Origin of the sequence: Streptomyces sp. NBC_00080 (genome assembly GCF_045041255.1) — a bacterium.
GTDB classification, from domain to species: domain Bacteria; phylum Actinomycetota; class Actinomycetes; order Streptomycetales; family Streptomycetaceae; genus Streptomyces; species Streptomyces coriariae.
Genome location: NZ_CP108235.1, coordinates 9,416,185 through 9,432,579, shown reverse-complemented (window position 1 = coordinate 9,432,579; position 16,395 = coordinate 9,416,185). Strand labels below are relative to the sequence as shown.

At 69.8% G+C, this 16,395-nt stretch carries 15 protein-coding genes and 3 pseudogenes; 9 read left to right on the top strand and 9 right to left on the bottom strand.

Features of this window, described 5'->3' with window-relative positions; genetic code table 11:
• Positions 1–17: 17 nt before the first annotated feature.
• Both OHU34_RS42120 and OHU34_RS42115 read right to left on the bottom strand, forming a co-directional pair.
• Positions 18–410 (bottom strand): hypothetical protein, encoded by a 393-nt coding sequence (locus OHU34_RS42120; protein ID WP_230195838.1) that lies wholly within the window; start codon positions 408–410, stop codon positions 18–20.
• A gap of 103 nt (positions 411–513) precedes the next feature.
• Positions 514–2,433, bottom strand: coding sequence for an ABC transporter ATP-binding protein (locus tag OHU34_RS42115; protein ID WP_405771727.1), 1,920 nt, complete (start codon positions 2,431–2,433; stop codon positions 514–516).
• 171 nt (positions 2,434–2,604) lie between these two features.
• Here OHU34_RS42115 and OHU34_RS42110 point away from each other — a divergent pair.
• Positions 2,605–3,401, top strand: a pseudogene (locus OHU34_RS42110) (histidine phosphatase family protein).
• 75 nt (positions 3,402–3,476) lie between these two features.
• Here the strand turns inward: OHU34_RS42110 and OHU34_RS42105 are convergent.
• Together OHU34_RS42105 and OHU34_RS42100 are read right to left on the bottom strand one after the other, a co-directional pair.
• Positions 3,477–3,779 (bottom strand): putative quinol monooxygenase, encoded by a 303-nt coding sequence (locus tag OHU34_RS42105; protein ID WP_142268266.1) that lies wholly within the window; start codon positions 3,777–3,779, stop codon positions 3,477–3,479.
• Positions 3,780–3,948: 169 nt separating this feature from the next.
• The gene (locus tag OHU34_RS42100) at positions 3,949–4,911 is read right to left on the bottom strand and encodes a carbohydrate kinase (RefSeq protein ID WP_405771724.1); all 963 of its coding nucleotides are present in this window, start codon (positions 4,909–4,911) and stop codon (positions 3,949–3,951) included.
• A 245-nt stretch (positions 4,912–5,156) separates the two neighbouring features.
• Here OHU34_RS42100 and OHU34_RS42095 point away from each other — a divergent pair, with 245 nt between their 5' ends.
• The 5 genes and pseudogenes from OHU34_RS42095 to OHU34_RS42075 all read left to right on the top strand — a co-directional run.
• Positions 5,157–6,167, top strand: a complete 1,011-nt coding sequence (locus OHU34_RS42095) for a sugar ABC transporter substrate-binding protein (RefSeq protein WP_020130864.1) — start codon at positions 5,157–5,159, stop codon at positions 6,165–6,167.
• 154 nt (positions 6,168–6,321) lie between these two features.
• A complete protein-coding gene (locus OHU34_RS42090; protein WP_142268268.1) occupies positions 6,322–7,317 on the top strand; it encodes an ABC transporter permease in 996 nt (331 codons plus the stop codon).
• Entirely contained in the window at positions 7,314–8,150 is an 837-nt protein-coding gene (locus OHU34_RS42085) for an ATP-binding cassette domain-containing protein (protein WP_142268269.1), read from the top strand. The genes OHU34_RS42090 and OHU34_RS42085 overlap by 4 nt, the downstream gene beginning before the upstream one ends.
• A 76-nt stretch (positions 8,151–8,226) precedes the next feature.
• Entirely contained in the window at positions 8,227–9,258 is a 1,032-nt protein-coding gene (locus OHU34_RS42080; RefSeq protein WP_142268270.1) for a LacI family DNA-binding transcriptional regulator, read from the top strand.
• A gap of 254 nt (positions 9,259–9,512) precedes the next feature.
• A pseudogene (locus tag OHU34_RS42075) lies at positions 9,513–9,755 on the top strand (IS5/IS1182 family transposase); the annotation flags it as partial.
• Between the two features lie 30 nt (positions 9,756–9,785).
• On the opposite strand, the gene OHU34_RS42070 reads toward OHU34_RS42075, so the two are convergent.
• The 5 genes and pseudogenes from OHU34_RS42070 to OHU34_RS42050 all read right to left on the bottom strand — a co-directional run bounded on the left by OHU34_RS42070 (position 9,786) and on the right by OHU34_RS42050 (position 12,383).
• The gene (locus OHU34_RS42070; protein WP_405771718.1) at positions 9,786–9,917 is read right to left on the bottom strand and encodes a hypothetical protein; all 132 of its coding nucleotides are present in this window, start codon (positions 9,915–9,917) and stop codon (positions 9,786–9,788) included.
• Positions 9,918–9,946: 29 nt separating this feature from the next.
• Positions 9,947–10,264: a tyrosinase family protein gene (locus OHU34_RS42065; RefSeq protein ID WP_230195836.1), complete on the bottom strand. Its 318-nt coding sequence runs from the start codon at positions 10,262–10,264 to the stop codon at positions 9,947–9,949.
• Between the two features lie 470 nt (positions 10,265–10,734).
• Entirely contained in the window at positions 10,735–11,694 is a 960-nt protein-coding gene (locus OHU34_RS42060) for a 5'-nucleotidase (RefSeq protein WP_230195835.1), read from the bottom strand.
• Positions 11,695–11,751: 57 nt separating this feature from the next.
• Positions 11,752–11,883 (bottom strand): annotated as a pseudogene (locus tag OHU34_RS42055) (transcriptional regulator); the annotation flags it as partial.
• Positions 11,826–12,383: an aldo/keto reductase gene (locus OHU34_RS42050; protein ID WP_405771713.1), complete on the bottom strand. Its 558-nt coding sequence runs from the start codon at positions 12,381–12,383 to the stop codon at positions 11,826–11,828. The pseudogene OHU34_RS42055 and the gene OHU34_RS42050, both read right to left, overlap by 58 nt.
• A gap of 308 nt (positions 12,384–12,691) precedes the next feature.
• Between OHU34_RS42050 and OHU34_RS42045 the strand changes: the two genes are divergently transcribed.
• The 3 genes from OHU34_RS42045 (at position 12,692) to OHU34_RS42035 (ending at position 16,372) form a co-directional block, all read left to right on the top strand.
• A complete protein-coding gene (locus OHU34_RS42045) occupies positions 12,692–13,873 on the top strand; it encodes an FAD-dependent monooxygenase (protein ID WP_142268273.1) in 1,182 nt (393 codons plus the stop codon).
• The gene (locus tag OHU34_RS42040) at positions 13,873–15,474 is read left to right on the top strand and encodes a hypothetical protein (RefSeq protein ID WP_200839989.1); all 1,602 of its coding nucleotides are present in this window, start codon (positions 13,873–13,875) and stop codon (positions 15,472–15,474) included. Before OHU34_RS42045 ends, OHU34_RS42040 begins: the two co-directional genes overlap by 1 nt.
• A gap of 61 nt (positions 15,475–15,535) precedes the next feature.
• A complete protein-coding gene (locus tag OHU34_RS42035; protein WP_405771709.1) occupies positions 15,536–16,372 on the top strand; it encodes a hypothetical protein in 837 nt (278 codons plus the stop codon).
• Positions 16,373–16,395 lie beyond the last annotated feature (23 nt).

The following is a 16,395-nucleotide window of genomic DNA, read 5'->3' as shown; positions in this document are numbered from 1 at the left end:
CGACACCGAGGAGGCGGTCAGTTGAAGGCATCGGTCATGCAGTCCGCGCGGCAGTCGGCGGCCTCGAAGCGCTGACGGAGGGCGGCAGCCGCCTCGTCGCGCTCCACGAGGACGTGCCCATAGTGTTGGCACGCCACCCGGGTCACGTCCCCGACCGTGACGATGGCCGGTTCGCCGCGTGCCGCCCGGCGGCGCGCTTCGGCGATCGCCATGTCCGCAGAGCGCAGCAGGTTTCTGGAGCGGTCCCGGACTGCGGCCGCCTGGGTCCGTTTCATCGAGAGGGGGCGCAGGACGCGCCCCTTCCAGATGGAGCCGGCGGCGACGAGGACGCAACCGAGCGCGATGAACACGAGGCCGCCGGGGTCATGAGGCATCTGCCCAGTCTTCACCACGCGCGTAGTGGTCGTCATGCCCGCGCGGGCGGCCGGATGACAGCGACCTCGTGATCGACTCAGTCGGGCTTCCCTTCCTCCTGGCAGCGTCGGCGCCCGAGGACGTCCGCGAGCGGATCGGTCACGTGGAACCGGTGCTCGTACGAGCGTGCGACGACGTCCTGGGGTCCCCGTCCGGCGCCGGGTCGGCCGGTCCGGGCAGCCCGCTGGAACCGGCTCCTGGAATCGGACATCCGGGGGCCGAGTCGGTGCTCTCGCCGAGGAACCCGCCCGACTGGTGCTGCCACAGCTTGGCGTAGGCACCGTTCGATGTGAGCAGCTCCTCGTGGGTGCCCTGCTCGACGACGCTTCCCCGATCGAGGACGACGAGACGGTCCATACCGGCGACGGTGCTCAGACGGTGGGCGACCACGAGGGCCGTACGTCCGTCCATCAACCGCCACAGGGCGTCCTGGACGAGGAGTTCGCTCTCCGAGTCCAGCGCGCTGGTGGCCTCGTCGAGCAGCAGGATCGGGGCGTCGCGCAGGATGGCCCTGGCGAGGGCGACGCGCTGACGCTGCCCGCCCGAGAGTTTCACCCCCCGCTCCCCCACCAGAGTGCCGAAGCCGTCGGGGAGTTGGTCGACGAATTCCGTGACGTGCGCGGCCGCGGCCGCGGCGTGGATCTCCTTGTCGGTGGCTCCGGGCCGGGCGAAAGCGATGTTGTCCCGCAGGCTGCGGTGGAACATGGCGGGTTCCTGCGGTACGTAGGCGATGAGCGAGCGCAGGTCGTCCTGACGCAACCCGCTGATGTCCTGACCACCGATCAGGATGCGTCCGTCGCCGATGTCCGACATGCGCAACAGAAGCCGGGTGAGTGTGGTCTTTCCTCCGCCGGACCTGCCGACCAGACCGATCCGTGCGCCTGCGGGCACGTCGAGGTCGAGTGCCCGGAAAATCGGCTTCGCGCCCGTGTGGGCGAAGGTCACCGCCTCGAAGCGGATGCCTGTGTCCCGCGGTGCGAGTGGCTCGGGTTCCGCCGGGTCGAGCACGGTGGGCGGATCCAGCAACAGCTCCGTGAACTGCGCGGCCTCGGTCATCGAGCTTTCCAGACGCCGATAGATCTGGTTGAACTCGAACATGATCTGGGTGGCGTTGGAGTAGTAGGTGAAAGCGACGACGACCTCCTCCACCCCCTGGCCCGGGCCACCGAAGGCGATGGCGACCAACAGGCCCAGCACGTTGGTCAGTACGGACATGGGGGCGATCAGGGTGTCGACGCGCAGATTGCCGTAGTCCCACGACCGCAGCGTCAGGCGTCGGGAATCCGCGACACGGCTGCGGTGTTCGTCGGCCTCCCGCCGCTCGGCCGCGAACGCCCGGATGGTCTCCATGTTCATGAGGCTGTCGGCGACGTGCCCCGAGACCCGGGCGAACGCCGCCTCACGGTCGTTGACGAGCCTCTGCCGACGACGGATCAGAGGGGTCGCGGCCAGCACCGTCAGCGCGATCATCACCAGGAGGCCGGCGACGAGCATCGGTTCGTAGCTCCACAGCACCACGGCACCGAACACCAGGGGGACGAGACTGCCCACGATCCGGTACGTCACCGTGTCCACGAAGTCCTCGAAGCGCTTGCCGAAGCTCAGCACCCGTTTGGTCAGCGAGCCGGCGAAGTTGTCATGGAAGAATGCCGCGTCCTTGGCGAGAAGTTCCTCCATGCCGCTGACGTACAGGTGTTCCATGCCGAGGGCGTCCACGCGGTTCAGGCAGTGCTGCCCCACACGCCACACGGCCTCGGCGAACAGCAGCGTCACGCCGAAGCCCAGCACGTACGGCAGCGCCGAGCTGAGGGTGAGACCGTCGTCGTCGGCGGCCTGGCCTGCCAGTTTGGCGATCAGTAGGGGGGCGACGTAGCGGGTGCCGATGTTGCCCACGGCGGGCAGCAGCAGCGCGGGCAGGGCCAGCCGTCGTAGTCTCAGCAGTTCCCGACCGTAGCGGCGCAGCGCCAGAACGACCGCGCTCCTGCCCGGCGTCGGCCCTTGCGTTTCTGTTGTCCCCATCACACTCCCGGTGGTTCGGAAGTCGGAAGTGTCCCGTTCGGGGCGGTCCTCAGTCCAGGCATTTACCGCGGACCGGCGAGAACCGGACATCACTGTGCGCAGCGGGCGCGTCCTTCGCCCTGGTCGGTGCGGCCGCATGCCGTGACCATGAGGGAGTCGACGGGAGGCCACATGTCTGCACTGCACCGTGATGCTCCGGGTGGACCCGAGTCAGCGCCGCCGGCCGCTGTGCCGGGCCAGGACGACCGGCACAGCGGAGGCCTGCCGCCGCCGTCCGCGGTGGCCGGGCTGTGGGCTGTTCGGCACGGGCAGAGCACGGCCAACGTCGCCTTTGCCGAGGCCGAACGGACCGGCTCGGCCGATCTGCCGGTCGTGGGACGCGACAGCGACGTACCGCTGTCCGCGCTGGGACGGGCCCAGGCCCGCACGCTGGCCGGCTGGCTCGCCGGTCACGCTCCCGGCACCGGGCCGGACCTGGTGGTCTGCTCCCCCTACGCGCGGGCCCGGCAGACCTGGGACGCGATGGCCGGACCGGCGTCGGATGTGCCGGTGCTGGTCGACGAGCGGCTTCGCGACCGCGAGATGGGCGTCTTCGAGCTGCACCCACCCACCGCGCTGGAGGCCCGGGCGCCCGCCGAAGCCGCGCGTCGGGCCCTGCTGGGCGAGTGGTCGTATCGCCCGCCGGGCGGCGAGGCGCTCGCCGACGTCGCCCTGCGCGTACGGGACCTCACGACCGAGCTGGCCGGGGCCGCCGCCGGGCGCCGCGTCCTGCTCGTCGCCACGACGCGGTCGTCATCGCCCTGCGCTACGTACTGGCCGGTCTCGGCGCACCCGTCCCCCACGACCTGCCGCCGGTCCCCAACGCCTCCGTCACCCACTGGCGAGGCGACGGACACCACCTGCGGCTCGCGCACTGGGGCCGGACCGCCCACCTCAGCGATCTCCCCCTTCCGGAAGGCATCGCATGAGCGATCAGCTGCCCCCCGACCGGCCGCGTGCGCAAGGAGATCACGCCCTGGCGGTCAGCCACTGCCGACGGCTCGCTACGGGTTCGTGGTCAGCGGATCGAGGAACGTGAGTACGGAGGCGTCCTCTTCGATCAGTGGGACGAGAGCGGCGTTGAAAGGGCCACCGTACGGGGCGTTCAGGTGTGCTTGGAAGGCGTCCTCGTCCCGGTACACCTCGAAGATCCAGAAGGCGCGCGGGCTGGTTGCCTTGGTGTAGACGTCGAAGGCGATGTTGCCCGCTTCTTGGCGCACCTTCAGAGCGTAGTCCCCGATCATGCGGGCGACCTCGGCCTCAGCTCCCTCGCGGGCGGTGAACTCGGCGAGCAGGGTCTTCTTCATGGTCTCGTGTCCTTGTCTGTCGTGGGCGGAACGGCGGTGTCATGGGTGGAGCCGCGTGCTACCGGAGGTGCTGTTGAAGTCGACGGGGCCGGGAGGCGGTGGGGTACTCGCGCGCACCGGGCCATGGGGGCGTGGGACGGCATCGCCAAGGCTCCAGTTGTTGTACCCGTCAGGCGCCCTCGGCGGGCTCGAGCTGCGCCAGCTCGCTCTGCCAGGGCGGGTTGGGACCGGCGACCGAGCAGGTCAGGGCCGCCACCCGGGTGGCGAACCGGCAGGCTTCGGCGACATCGTCTGGTCGGAGATCGGGCAGTCGGCCACCGAGAAGCCCGCGTGTGCCGAGGTGGTGCAGCAGGCCGGCGGTGAAGGAGTCCCCCGCCCCGACCGTGTCGACGACCCGTGTAGCCACCGCGGGCACCCGTAGCCGTGCGCCGTCGAGCGAGGCGAGAACGCCCTCGGCGCCCAGCGTGATCACGACCAGTCGCACCCCCGCGGCGTGCCAGATGTCGCACGCCTGCTCGGGCGGGGTGCCGGGCAGGAGGAGTTCGAGGTCGTCCTCGCTCAACCGCAGGATGTCGGCAAGAGCGCACCAGTGCGCCAGCCGGGCGCGATAGGCGTCGGGGTGCACCAGCAGCGGCCGAACGTTGGGATCGATGCTGATGGTGGCCCGAAGAGCCGCCGCCGCCAGGAATTCCTCCACCGCCGCGCCACCGGGCTCACGGACCAGCGCCAGCGACCCGGTGTGCACACAGGCCGTTTCGGACAGGTCCACCCTTGCCAGTTCGCCGGTGGTCCACTGCCAGTCGGCCGTGTCCTGTGCGTGGAACGAGAACGCTGCTTGTCCCGTCGCATCCAGCTCCGCCACGGCCAGCGTGCTGGGCTCGGAGGCGGCGACGGCGTACGACAGGTCCACTCCGGACGCCTCCAGGCGGGCCCGGAACAGACGGCCGAACACGTCGCCTGACAACCGCGCGAGGAACGGGACCGGGGTGCCGAGCCGGGCCAGCGAAACCGCCGTATTCGCAGGCCCGCCGCCGGGCAACACCCGCAGGGCGAGTTCGTCCGGGGCGTTTGCGGGTTCTGCGAAGGCGTCCGCGACGCACTCCCCCAGGACGGTGATCTGACGCGGGCTCATGAGCTGCTCTTCTCTTCGAATGCCGGGTCGGAATCGGGCACGTCTCGGGCAGCCGCGGAACAGCTGCGGGCGACCGGTAGGCGCGAGCGTTGCCGATTTGTGACGAGTGGAAGGCATTGACGTTGCCGGGATCCGGAGTCCATCATCCTCGCCAGGCAGTGTCAACGATGACATACGTCAACGATGACACCCCGGGCGGCACGCTCCACAACTCCGTGCCGCCCGCTATCCCACAGGAGTCGATCATGTCTCGCACCACTCGCCTGTCCTCCTCTCTCCTCAGAATCGCCGCGGTCACGGGCGTCGCGGCGCTCACCATGACGGCCTGCGGGTCCGGTTCGGGCTCGTCGAGCTCCGACTCGGGCAGCGTCAAGGTCGGTCTGATCACCAAGACCGACACCAACCCGTTCTTCGTGAAGATGAAGGAGGGCGCGGAGAAGGCCGCCAAGGAGAACGGTGCCCAACTGTCCACCGCAGCGGGCAAGTTCGACGGGGACAACGCCGGGCAGGTCACGGCCATCGAGAACATGGTGGCCGCCGGCGTGAAGGGCATCCTGATCACCCCGAGCGACTCCAAGGCGATCGTGCCCGCGATCCAGAAGGCCCGCGCCAAGGGTGTCCTGGTCATCGCCCTGGACACCCCGACCGAGCCGGAAAGCGCGGTCGACGCCCTCTTCGCCACCGACAACCTCAAAGCCGGCGAGCTGATCGGCGAGTACGCCAAGGCCGCCATGAAGGGCAAGACGGCGAAGATAGCCGCCCTCGACCTGGCGCCGGGCGTCTCCGTCGGCGTCCAGCGGCACGATGGCTTCCTCAAGGGCTTCGGCGCCACCGACAAGGACGTCGTGTGCGCCCAGGACACCGGCGGCGACCAGGCCAAGGGCCAGACCGCGATGGAGAACTGCCTCCAGAAGTCGCCCGACATCAACGTCGTCTACACCATCAACGAACCGGCGGCCCTGGGCGCGTACACCGCGCTGAAGGCCAAGGGCCGGGAGAAGGACGTCCTGATCGTCTCCGTCGACGGCGGCTGCACCGGCACCCAGGCGGTCAAGGACGGCAAGATCGCCGCGACTTCGCAGCAGTACCCCCTGAAGATGGCCGCCGAGGGCGTCAAGGCCGTCGTGACGTACGCCAAGGACGACAAGAAGGCGTCCGGTTACACCGACACCGGCGTCACCCTGATCACCGACAAGGCGCAGGACGGCGTCACGTCGAAGGACACCGGCTACGGCCTGGAGAACTGCTGGGGCTGAGCCCCCACTGGACCGTACGACACCGCCACTCCCCGCAGCGGGGCGGTCGTCCCGCCTCCCCGACCAGGGATGGCCGCCCCCCTCTTGTCCCGACGGCGGGGGCCTGTGCCCCCGTCCTCCTACAAGGACATCTGTCTTCCGACAAGGACTTCGCATGACTGCGACGACAACGCCGTACGCCGAGCTCAAAGCGCCGACCACGGCACGCAGACTGCTCACGGCGCCGACCACCGGCCCGTTGGTCGCCCTCCTCCTGGCCTGCGCCTTCTTCTCCCTTTCGACCGACCAGTTCCTCACCGGCGGGAACTTCTCGCTGATCGTGCAGCAGGTCATGGTCGTCGGCACCCTCGCCATCGGACAGACCCTGATCATCCTCACGGCGGGCATCGACCTGTCGTGCGGGGCCGTGATGGCGTTCGGCAGCATCGTGATCGCCAAGATGGCGGCCGAGGGCTCCGTCCCACCGCTGGTCGCGATCGCGCTGGGCCTGGCCGTCTGCGGCGGCTTCGGGCTGCTCAACGGATTGCTGGTGCAGAAGATCCCGCTGCCGCCGTTCATCGTGACCCTCGGCATGCTCAACGTGGCGTTCGCGCTGACCCACATCTACTCCGAGGAGCAGACGGTCACCAGCCTGCCTGGCTCGCTGACCGCCCTCGGGGAGACCTTCCCCCTGGGCCACACCGACATCACCTACGGCTCTCTGGTCACCATCGCCCTGTTCCTGCTCCTCGCCTACGCGCTGAGCAGCACCGGCTGGGGCCGGCACGTCTACGCCCTGGGCAACAGCGCCGAGGCCGCCCGGCTGAACGGCATTCGCACCTCACGCCTCACCATCGGCATCTACACCGTGGCCGGCCTGCTGTACGGCGTCGCCGCCCTGCTGCTCATCTCCCGCACCGGAGTCGGTGACCCGCAGGCCGGGCAGACCGACAACCTCGACAGCATCACCGCCGTGGTCCTCGGCGGCACCAGCCTCTTCGGTGGCCGCGGTTCAGTCCTGGGCACTTTCATCGGCGTCCTCATCGTCGGTGTGTTCCGCAACGGGCTCCAGCTGATGGGCGTCGCGTCCATCTACCAGACCCTGATCACCGGCGTTCTGGTGATCCTCGCGGTGACCGTCGACCAGATCTCCCGGAGGAAGGCACGATGACTGCCACCCCTGCCCCCACGCCTGTTCTGCAGGCCCGCGGTCTGGTCAAGCGGTACGGCCAGGTCACCGCCATCGACGGCGCCGACTTCGACCTGCTGCCCGGCGAGGTCCTCGCCGTCATCGGCGACAACGGCGCCGGCAAGACCAGCCTCATCAAAGCCCTCACCGGCGCGGTTGTCCCCGACGCGGGCGAGATACGGCTCAACGGCGAGCCCATCACCTTCTCCGGTCCCCAGAGCTCCCGCGCCCACGGCATCGAGACGGTGTACCAGGACCTCGCCGTGGCCGCATCCATGGACATCGCCTCGAACATGTTCCTGGGACGGGAGCTGCGCCGCCCCGGCGTCCTCGGCAGCGTCTTCCGCATGCTGGACAAGAAGCGCATGCGCCAGGAGGCGGCCGAGCACATGGCCGACCTGAAGATCGGCCTGCGTTCGCTGACCCAGTCGGTGGAGACCCTCTCCGGCGGACAGCGGCAGGCCGTCGCGGTCGCCCGGTCCGTCGCCTGGGCCAGCAGCGTCGTCGTCATGGACGAACCCACCGCCGCCCTGGGCGTCAAGGAGTCCGGCCAGGTTCTCGACCTCATCCGCCGAGTCCGGGACAAGGGCATGCCCGTCGTTCTGATCAGTCACAACATGCCCCACGTCTTCGAGATAGCCGACCGGATCCACGTCCACCGCCTCGGCAGGCGCGCCGCCGTGATCAAGCCCTCCGACTACTCCATGGCCGAGGTCGTCGCCATCATGACCGGCGCTCTCACCGTCGACGCGGCCGGGGATACTGTCGTAGCGGATTCGGAGGCCGCGAAGGCCGCCGGAGTCCAGGCCACCTGACAGCACAACCCCGCTCTCACATCTTCCGGCCGAGGCCGCGGCCGGAACCGAGAGCCCTCAGGAGACGGTTTCCTCCATGGCAGCGAACCGCCGCCCTACCCTCGCCGATGTCGCCCGAGAAGTCGGCGTCAGCGCCAAGACGGTCTCCCGAGTCCTCAACGAGGACGGGCCCGCCTCCGCGCAGACCAGGCAACAGGTACTGGCCGCAGTGGCCAAGCTCGGCTTTCAGCCGAACCTCATGGCCCGCAATATCCGCGTCGGCGGACCTGACACCACCATCGGCCTGGTCATTCCCGACCTCGCCAACCCCTTCTTCGGAGCCGTGGCCCGCGCCATCGAAGACACCGTCCGCGAGCGCGGGCTGACCCTGCTCATGGGCTCCTCCGCCGACGACCCCGAGCGCGAACGCGCCCTGACGGACAAGTTCCTCGCCCGCCGCGTCAGCATCCTGATCGTCGTTCCGTCCGTCGGCGCCGAGCACACGCATCTCAAGTCCCACCGCACGGCGGGACTGCCCGTGATCTTCCTCGACCGACCCGGAGTCGGTCTTGCCACGGACAGCATCGTCAGCTCCAACCGGACCGGCGCCCACGACGGCGTCGCGCACCTCGTCGCCCACGGACACCGGCGCATCGGCTTCGTCGGCGACCTGCCCCCGAAGCTGTACACCCGGCGCGAGCGTCTGGCCGGTTACCGCTCGGCGCTGGAGGAGGCCGGCATCCCATACGACCGCTCCCTCGTCGCCAACGCCCACGACCAGCAGGGCGCCGAGGCCGCGACCGCCCAACTCCTCGGCCTGTTCGATCCCCCCACCGCGCTGTTCGCCGGCAACAACATCATGGCGCTGGGCGTAGTGGCCGAACTGGCCCGCAGCAAGCGCAAGCACGTGGCCGTCGTCGCCTTCGACGACGTATCGCTGGCCGAGGCACTCGAACCGGCCCTGACCGTCGTCGCCCAGGACCCGGAGGAGTTGGGCAGGACCGCCGCGACAACCGCCCTGACCCGACTCGACGGCGACCGCTCTCGCGCCCGCACCATCACCGTTCCGACCCGCCTGATCCTCCGGGGCTCAGGCGAGCAACCCGCGTCGGCCGCTCAGGAGGGGTGACCGGCTCGCCTTGGTCAGAGCCCCGGCGGACGGAGGCCTGACAGCCACAGGCCCCCCGTGTGTAGCGCCACCCCATGACCGACGAGATCACGGCCAGGGCAGGCAGAGAGTTCTACACGTTCGACCGGGGGTTTCCCGCAACTGTGGTTGAGGACGCGGCCACAGCCCTGTCAGGGACTCGGGTTCGTCCACAGATGCCGCTCCCTCTCGACTGACCTCCGCCACCGGCGACTTGACGAGGGATGATCCTTGCCGTGGCTGGTGTGATTACGTCGTCTGAGCCTGAGCCGTCTTGGATGGCCCCGTTCACCGGGCTGAGCCCGCGACAGTTCGGCAAGGTGATCATCGCGTTGAGACGCGAGGGTGCGAACCCCGCCCGCAAAGGCCGACCGTGGAGTCTGCCGCTGGAGGACCGGGTTCTGCTGGTTACTGCGAACTGGCGGACCAACCTGACGTTGCCGCAACCGGCACCGCTGTTCGGGGTGTTCAAGTCGGCCCAAGGCCTGCTCCGGCGACCCGCCGCCCGGTCAGGCGGGCAGTACGTCGTAGGTGTAGTACTCGCGCCGGTCCAGCATGGTGCTGATGATGGTCAAGAAGCCGGGGTGGTCCAGCGCGTCGTTGATCCGCTCACCCTTGTAGGGATGGTCCGGGGCCGTCATGTCAGGGGCGTAGACCCGGTTGTAGCGCGTCAGCCAGCTCTCCCGGATGCGGGTCCACGTTGCGGTGGCAGAAAGAACACCGGATCGTTGGGGGAGCTCGCGGGGGACATGTCCCCGCCGACCCACGAGTGGACCTGGTTGTGCAGCCAGGGTCGCGCGTTGCCGGGGTCCGGGTTGGGGGTCCAGCCCTCGAGGCGGCCGCGGAAGCCGTCCGAGCCGATGCTGTAGTCGACGACGTCGTACCTGTCCCCCGGCTTCGGGTCGGGGCCGGGGGGACCGAAGGCGAGGGCGTTCCTTACGTCCGTGCCGGAGGGCAGCAGCTCCCAGCCGGATCCGAACTGCCGCATCAGGCCTCGGCCCTGGCCGTCGTTGGGCTGGGAGGGTTTTCCGTCCCAGGTGCTCTCGATGCGGACGGTGAAGCTGTTCGGCCGCGTCGGCCAGATGGCCCGCGAGGACCTCGGGCAAGGCCGTGTGGGCGAGTTCTTCCGGGATGGCTGATGTCATGGCAGGACTCCCTGATGACGATGGTGCGCAGGGGTCGGGGAAGTGGGGTGAAGGCCGTCGGCGGGAACACGGCGGCACATTGGACGAACTGGCCCGGCTGCGCCGGGCTGCCCGCTCCCGCCTACCACCATCCACGCCACGGCCCCGGCTGTCCGTTCGGCTGGACAGACAGGGAGGCGTCTTGACCTCTGGTTCCTGAACACGGGTCATGCCGCTTCGGCCGGCGAAGTTGATGTGGTTCGGGCATCGGCGAGTCCACGTGTGAACCGCAAGAGCCTGCGCGCCGTTGAGGTGCTGGCCAAGGCCGCAAGGCTCATCCGTGCGCTTCGTCGGGCGCCGAACAGTCCGGTTCGTTCAGCTTCCCGAAAGGGATGTGCACGCTGGGCGTGCTGCGGGCGGTGCCGGTCAGGTGGCCGACCTGATCGTCGAAGAAGATGTGAGGCCTGAGAACCTCCATGATCGTGCTCTTGTCTATGCCACCGAGGAAGAAGGCGTCGTTGACGGTGATGCCCCAGTTCTTCAGGCTGCGCACCGGTCGTTCGTGAGCGGGTGCGTCGCGGGCGGTGACGAGGGAGACGTGGACGCGAATCTTGTAGTCGGCGTCTACTGCTCGTTGTTCTTCCTCGCGCCGCTGGAGCCGGTTGACGCCTGCCAGGAAGTCGCGCAGCGGTCCCGGGTCGTGCGGGGTGGCGGCGTTCGTCGTCTCATGGAAACGGAAGCCCTCGATGCCGCCGACCTGGTAGACCTGTTCCGAGGCGTCGTCGGCGAGGACTCCGTCGAAGTCGAAGGCGATCCGCAGATCCTGGTCATCGTCCTCGTCGGCCACCGCCGGGCCGAGTACACGGCCGGCGGGCAGCCCGAGCGCTACGGCCTCGCGGACATCGTCCTCGTTCGCAGACAGGAACAGGGACATGTTCAGAGCGGGCATGAAGCGGTAGGGCGAGCGACCCTGCATGAAGATGGCCCGGCTGATCGGCAAGCCGTAGGACTGAATGGACCGCATGACCCGCAGTCCGGTGTCGGGATCGTTGCGGGACAGGATGATGACCTCCACCAGAGGGTCATCGGGTGAGAGATCGTTCAGGGACAGCAGTCTGCGGATGAAGGGAAAGGCAACTCCTTTGTCCAGCGTGTCGTCCAGGTGCTCCTCCTGGTAAGCGCGGTAGGTCTCCTCTCCCTGATCGCGGAATACGGCATCTGCCTCCGCCAGGTCGAACAGCGCACTGGAGGCGATACCGACGACCAGGCGGTTCTTGAGTTCGTAGACGGCCACGGCGTCCTTTCCCGCACTGATGCGCACACACGCCTCCATCAGGGTAGGTCACCGCGCGTCGGTGCTGATGGAAGCCAGCTGCGCGACCCCCTCGCGCCGCAGCCCGGGCACTCGGCGTGGTCCGCTGGTGGTCAGTCCGACCTGCTCCGGGGTGATCCTGGCTCGTCGGCTTGCGAGGAAGTCCCGGATGTCAGTGCGGTGTTCGGGGCCGGGGTCCCTGCGATCGGCGCCATGGGCGGATCGCCGCCCGGAAGAACTCGGCGACGCGACAGCAGGGCGGCCCGGGCTGTCGGTCGGCCCGGGGCCGCTTCGCCGGGCATACATACGCCTGCGGGGCTTCCCCTGGCCCCGGACAGATGCGGTTGAGGCGTTCGATGGACTCGCCGTCCAGGTGCACGGACAGTGCGCCGAGGTTGGATCGTAGTCGTTCGCCGGTCGTCGCTCCGGTGACTGTGGTGGAGACGGCAGGGTTGTGCAGTACTGGGGATCAGTCCGATCCCGAGGTGGCGCAGTGCGGGGACGAGTTCGAGTTCCACGGCTCGCACGGCCAGGTTGAACAGGATCTGTTCGGAGGTCGGGCCCATGAAGTGCCCTGCCGTGGCGGCTGATTGAGCCAGGGCAACGCCCCAGCCGACGAAGTTGCTGCTGCCGATGTAACTGATCTTGCCATCGCCTACGAGCTGCTCCATCGTGACGCGACGGTCCTGACGCCGTTCTTCCGCCGCCGAGCGCATAAGGGGATGGACGCACAGGTCGCGGGAGATCAGGATTGCTCGCTGACCGTGGAGCCGGCTCCCGCCGGCCGGCGCCTTACGACGGCGCGGCGGAGGGCATCCGGGCCGCCGACGGCCGGCACATTGACAGGCATCTGTCGGCATGTTGCCATGAGGCGCTGCTCAGGCGGGCCTGCGCCGCGTCGTATGCCGCTCGGGCTCGGGCACCGGACTGACCACCACTTGACCGGGGGCGGCGCCCTCCGAACCCAGAGCGAGGACCAATGCCCCAGCGCGCCGCGACCATCGTCGGCGGCGGGATCGGCGGGCTCGCGGCGGCCGTCGCCCTGCATCGCCGCGGTTGGCGCGTCGAGGTGCTGGAACGTGCCCCGGAGTTCACCGAGATCGGCGCCGGCATCTCCCTGTGGCCGAACGCGCTGCACGCGCTCGATGCACTCGGCCTGGGCGACACCGTCCGGGCACTCGGCGCCGTCGAAGCCGTGGGCGGCGTACGCGACCGCCAGGGCCGCTGGCTGTCCCGCACGAAGAACGCGGAGCTGGTGCGCCGCTTCGGCCACCCCTTGGTGGTCCTGCACCGCGCAGACCTGTTGCGGGCGCTCGCCCACGCGCTGCCCGCCGACAGCCTGCGGCCGGGCGGTGAGGTGTCCGCGGTCCGCGACGGTGGACCCTGCTTGGTCGTCGATCACGGTAGGGGCGAGTCCCGGCCCGACCTCGTGGTCGGCGCCGACGGGCTGCGCAGTGCAGTCCGCCGTGCCCTGTGGCCCGAGGCGGCCGGACCCCGGTACGCCGGTTACACAGGCTGGCGCATGGTCACCGTGCCTCTCGCCGAGCCGCCCTCGCAGGGCGCCGTGACCTGGGGCCGCGGGGCGCGGTTCGGCTACACGGCACTGCTCGGCGGGCGAATGTACTGCTTCGCGACGGCCTCGCTGCCGGCGGGAGCGTCCTCCGGCTCATCCGAGTACGCCGAACTGCTGCGCCGGTTCGGGTCCTGGCCGGACCCCGTCCCCGACCTTCTGGCTGCCACGCCCGTGGACGCGGTGCTCCGGCACGACCTGTACGAGCTGCCGCCGCTGTCCTCCTTCGTCCGCGGCCGAGTCGCGCTGCTGGGCGACGCGGCCCATGCCATGACCCCCAACCTGGGCCAAGGCGCATGCCAGGCGCTGGAGGATGCGCTCACCCTCGCACACTGCCTCGACAGCATCCCGGACGTGGCCGCCGCGCTCCGCTCGTACGACCTGTTGCGCCGCCCGCGGACCCAGGCCATCACGCGCCGTTCCGCCCGGCTGGGCTCGATCGGCCAGCTGTCGTGGCCGCCCGCAGTGGTGCTGCGCGACACGGCCGCCCGGCTGGCACCGACGCGGGCGACGCTGCGTTCCATGACGCCTGTGCTCGGCTGGACCCCGCCCGGTGACCCGGTGCCCACGACGAAGAGCGAGAGCCCCTGATGCCGGACTGGACGTATCACCCGCTGCGCGGCATCGCCGCCGGCGTCCTCGGCCGACGCCGTTCGCAGCGAACCGCGCTGCGCCTGCTGGCCTCGATCGGCTCGCGTCCCGCCGGCGCGCGGATGATCGCCCGGGGATTCGCTCGCCGCCATCCGCCCGAGGGCCTCGCCGGCGAGGTCGCCGGCGTGCCCGTGGACGTCCGCCTCGGCATATCCGTCCCGCCCGCGCTCGCCCTCGACGCGGTACGCGCCCTGCCCCCGCTCGGAGCTGCTGTCGTCGAGGTGGCGCCCGTCTCCGCGGCCGACGCCGAGACGGTGCGCGAGGCGGCTGCCGGCCGCTCGGTCCCACTGGTGGTCGGCACCTGCGACCCGGCGGCCGCGGCCGCCCTCAAGCCTCACGTAGACGGGTTCACCAGCAGCGACGACCCGCACGTGGTCCATGTGTCCGACCCGTCGGTCACCGCCGCAGCCACCGTGCTCCAGGAGCCGGGCGCCGTCGTACTCGCCCGGCCCGGCGTGCTCGTCGCGGCCGGACCCGGCTGGTTCCAACGGGTCACCGAGGCAGCCACGCCCACCACGCCCGCTCCGGTACTGCGGGACGTCGGATGCGATCCCCGCCGATGGCCCGTCTGGTGGTGGGCGCTCCTCGTCGGCCTCGGCATGACGGGCGCCGGACTCGGCGCCGCAGCCATCACGCTCGGACCGGTGCTGCTCTGGTACGACCGCGACTACCTCGCCATGACGCTGCACGACATGCACGGCGCCAACCACCACCTCGTGCACTTCCTCCAGCACGACCGGATCACCATGGCCGGCACGATGGTGGCGATCGGCGCCCTCTACACCGGCCTCGCCGTGGGAGGGATCAGACGCGGCTGGCCCTGGGCCCGGGAGGTGTATCTGCTCTCGGGGGCGATCGGCTTCCCCACCTTGTTCTACTTCTTGGCCACCGGCTTCGTGGAACCCCTGCACACGGCCACCACCCTCGTACTGTTTCCGATGTTCGTGGCCGCCGTCCGTCGGACCCCGCACACACCCCGGTGGCACCTGGCGCCCGAAGGTCCGGAGCCGGAGCGCCGAAGGGCGCTGGCCGGCCAGTTGCTGCTGATCGTCACGGGAGCGGGTCTGTTCGTCGGCGGGGCGGTGATCTCGGTGGTCGGTCTGACCGGCGTCTTCGTACCGACCGACCTGGCCTTCCTGGGCACCAGTACGCAGACGCTGGAGACCGTGAACCCCCGGCTCGTGCCGTTCATCGCCCACGACCGGGCGGGGTTCGGCGGTGCCCTGATGGCCGCCGCAGTGGCCATCACCTTGCTCAGCGCGTGGGGCTGGCGGCGGGGCGAGGCCTGGGTGTTCTGGACCCTGGCCGCCGCGGCGGCCTCCGGTTTCCTGCCGGCTGTCGTGGTGCACGGCGCGATCCACTACACCGACTTCCTGCACCTCGCGCCGGTCTACTTCGGCATCGCCATGACCGGCACCGGTCTGCTGCTCGCGCGTCCGTACCTGTGCGCCAAGGCCAGGCCGGCTGCTCTGGCCTGCTTGAGTCCGCCGGCCCTGTCTGCGCCGAAGACTCGCAGCTGCGCACGCGACGAACTGTCGTAGGAGGGGGCACCGACCATCGAGAGGATGTGCGACAGGGGTGCGACCAGAAAGGCTCGACCGCATGGCTGAACATGCCGCCAGGCACCCGATCGGCGCTGCCGTCCTGTTCCTGATCGCGTTCGGCACGGCGGCAGGGCCGGTGTGGGCACAACCCCAGCAGTCGGTGGAGCTTCTGACCACCTCGCGCGCCGATCCATCCACGGTGCCCGTCAAGAACGGCACCCGGGGGAAGACTGACGGACCACTGCCCACCGGCCACCCGAGCCGAGGGCCTCAACGACCCGACACCACCCGCGTGTCGGCGACCACCGCGGTCCATGGCGCCGACTTGGCGCGGGTCGGCACAGCCCGCACCATCGATGTGTCCCGGTCGACGCCTGCCGACTACATACCCGTCACCGAAACGGTGAGGGGCAGGGTGGGGGACACCGTCGTGGTCCGGCTCGGTGTGACGAACCTGGGCCCCGGTGCCGCAGACGGCGAAGCCGGATCCTTCGCGGTCGTACCGCCGCCCGGAACCACCGTCACGTCCATTCCCTGGGAAGGGGACGACGACGATCGGAGATACGCCTGCCGGCCGCCACAGGACAAGGACAACTACTTCTTCCTGTGCGACTTCTCGCCATCGGCCGGATCCTCGGTCACCATCGGCTTCCACATCCGCATCGACAAGCGGATCCCCGGCGCCGAGGGCTCCATCACCGTGTACGGTCCGAACGACCCCGTGCCCGGCAACGACCGCGACACGATCTCCGTCGACGCCGCATCCGCGCCGCTGTGGCGGTGGCAGAATCCGCTCTGGCACTGGCACCACTGGCCGCCGGCGGCAGCGACGCTGGCCATCGTGACACTGGCGGGCAGATGGTTCGTCAGGCGGCGAAGGCAAGACCAGGCCTGAAGTGTGCAGACAGCGCGGAACGA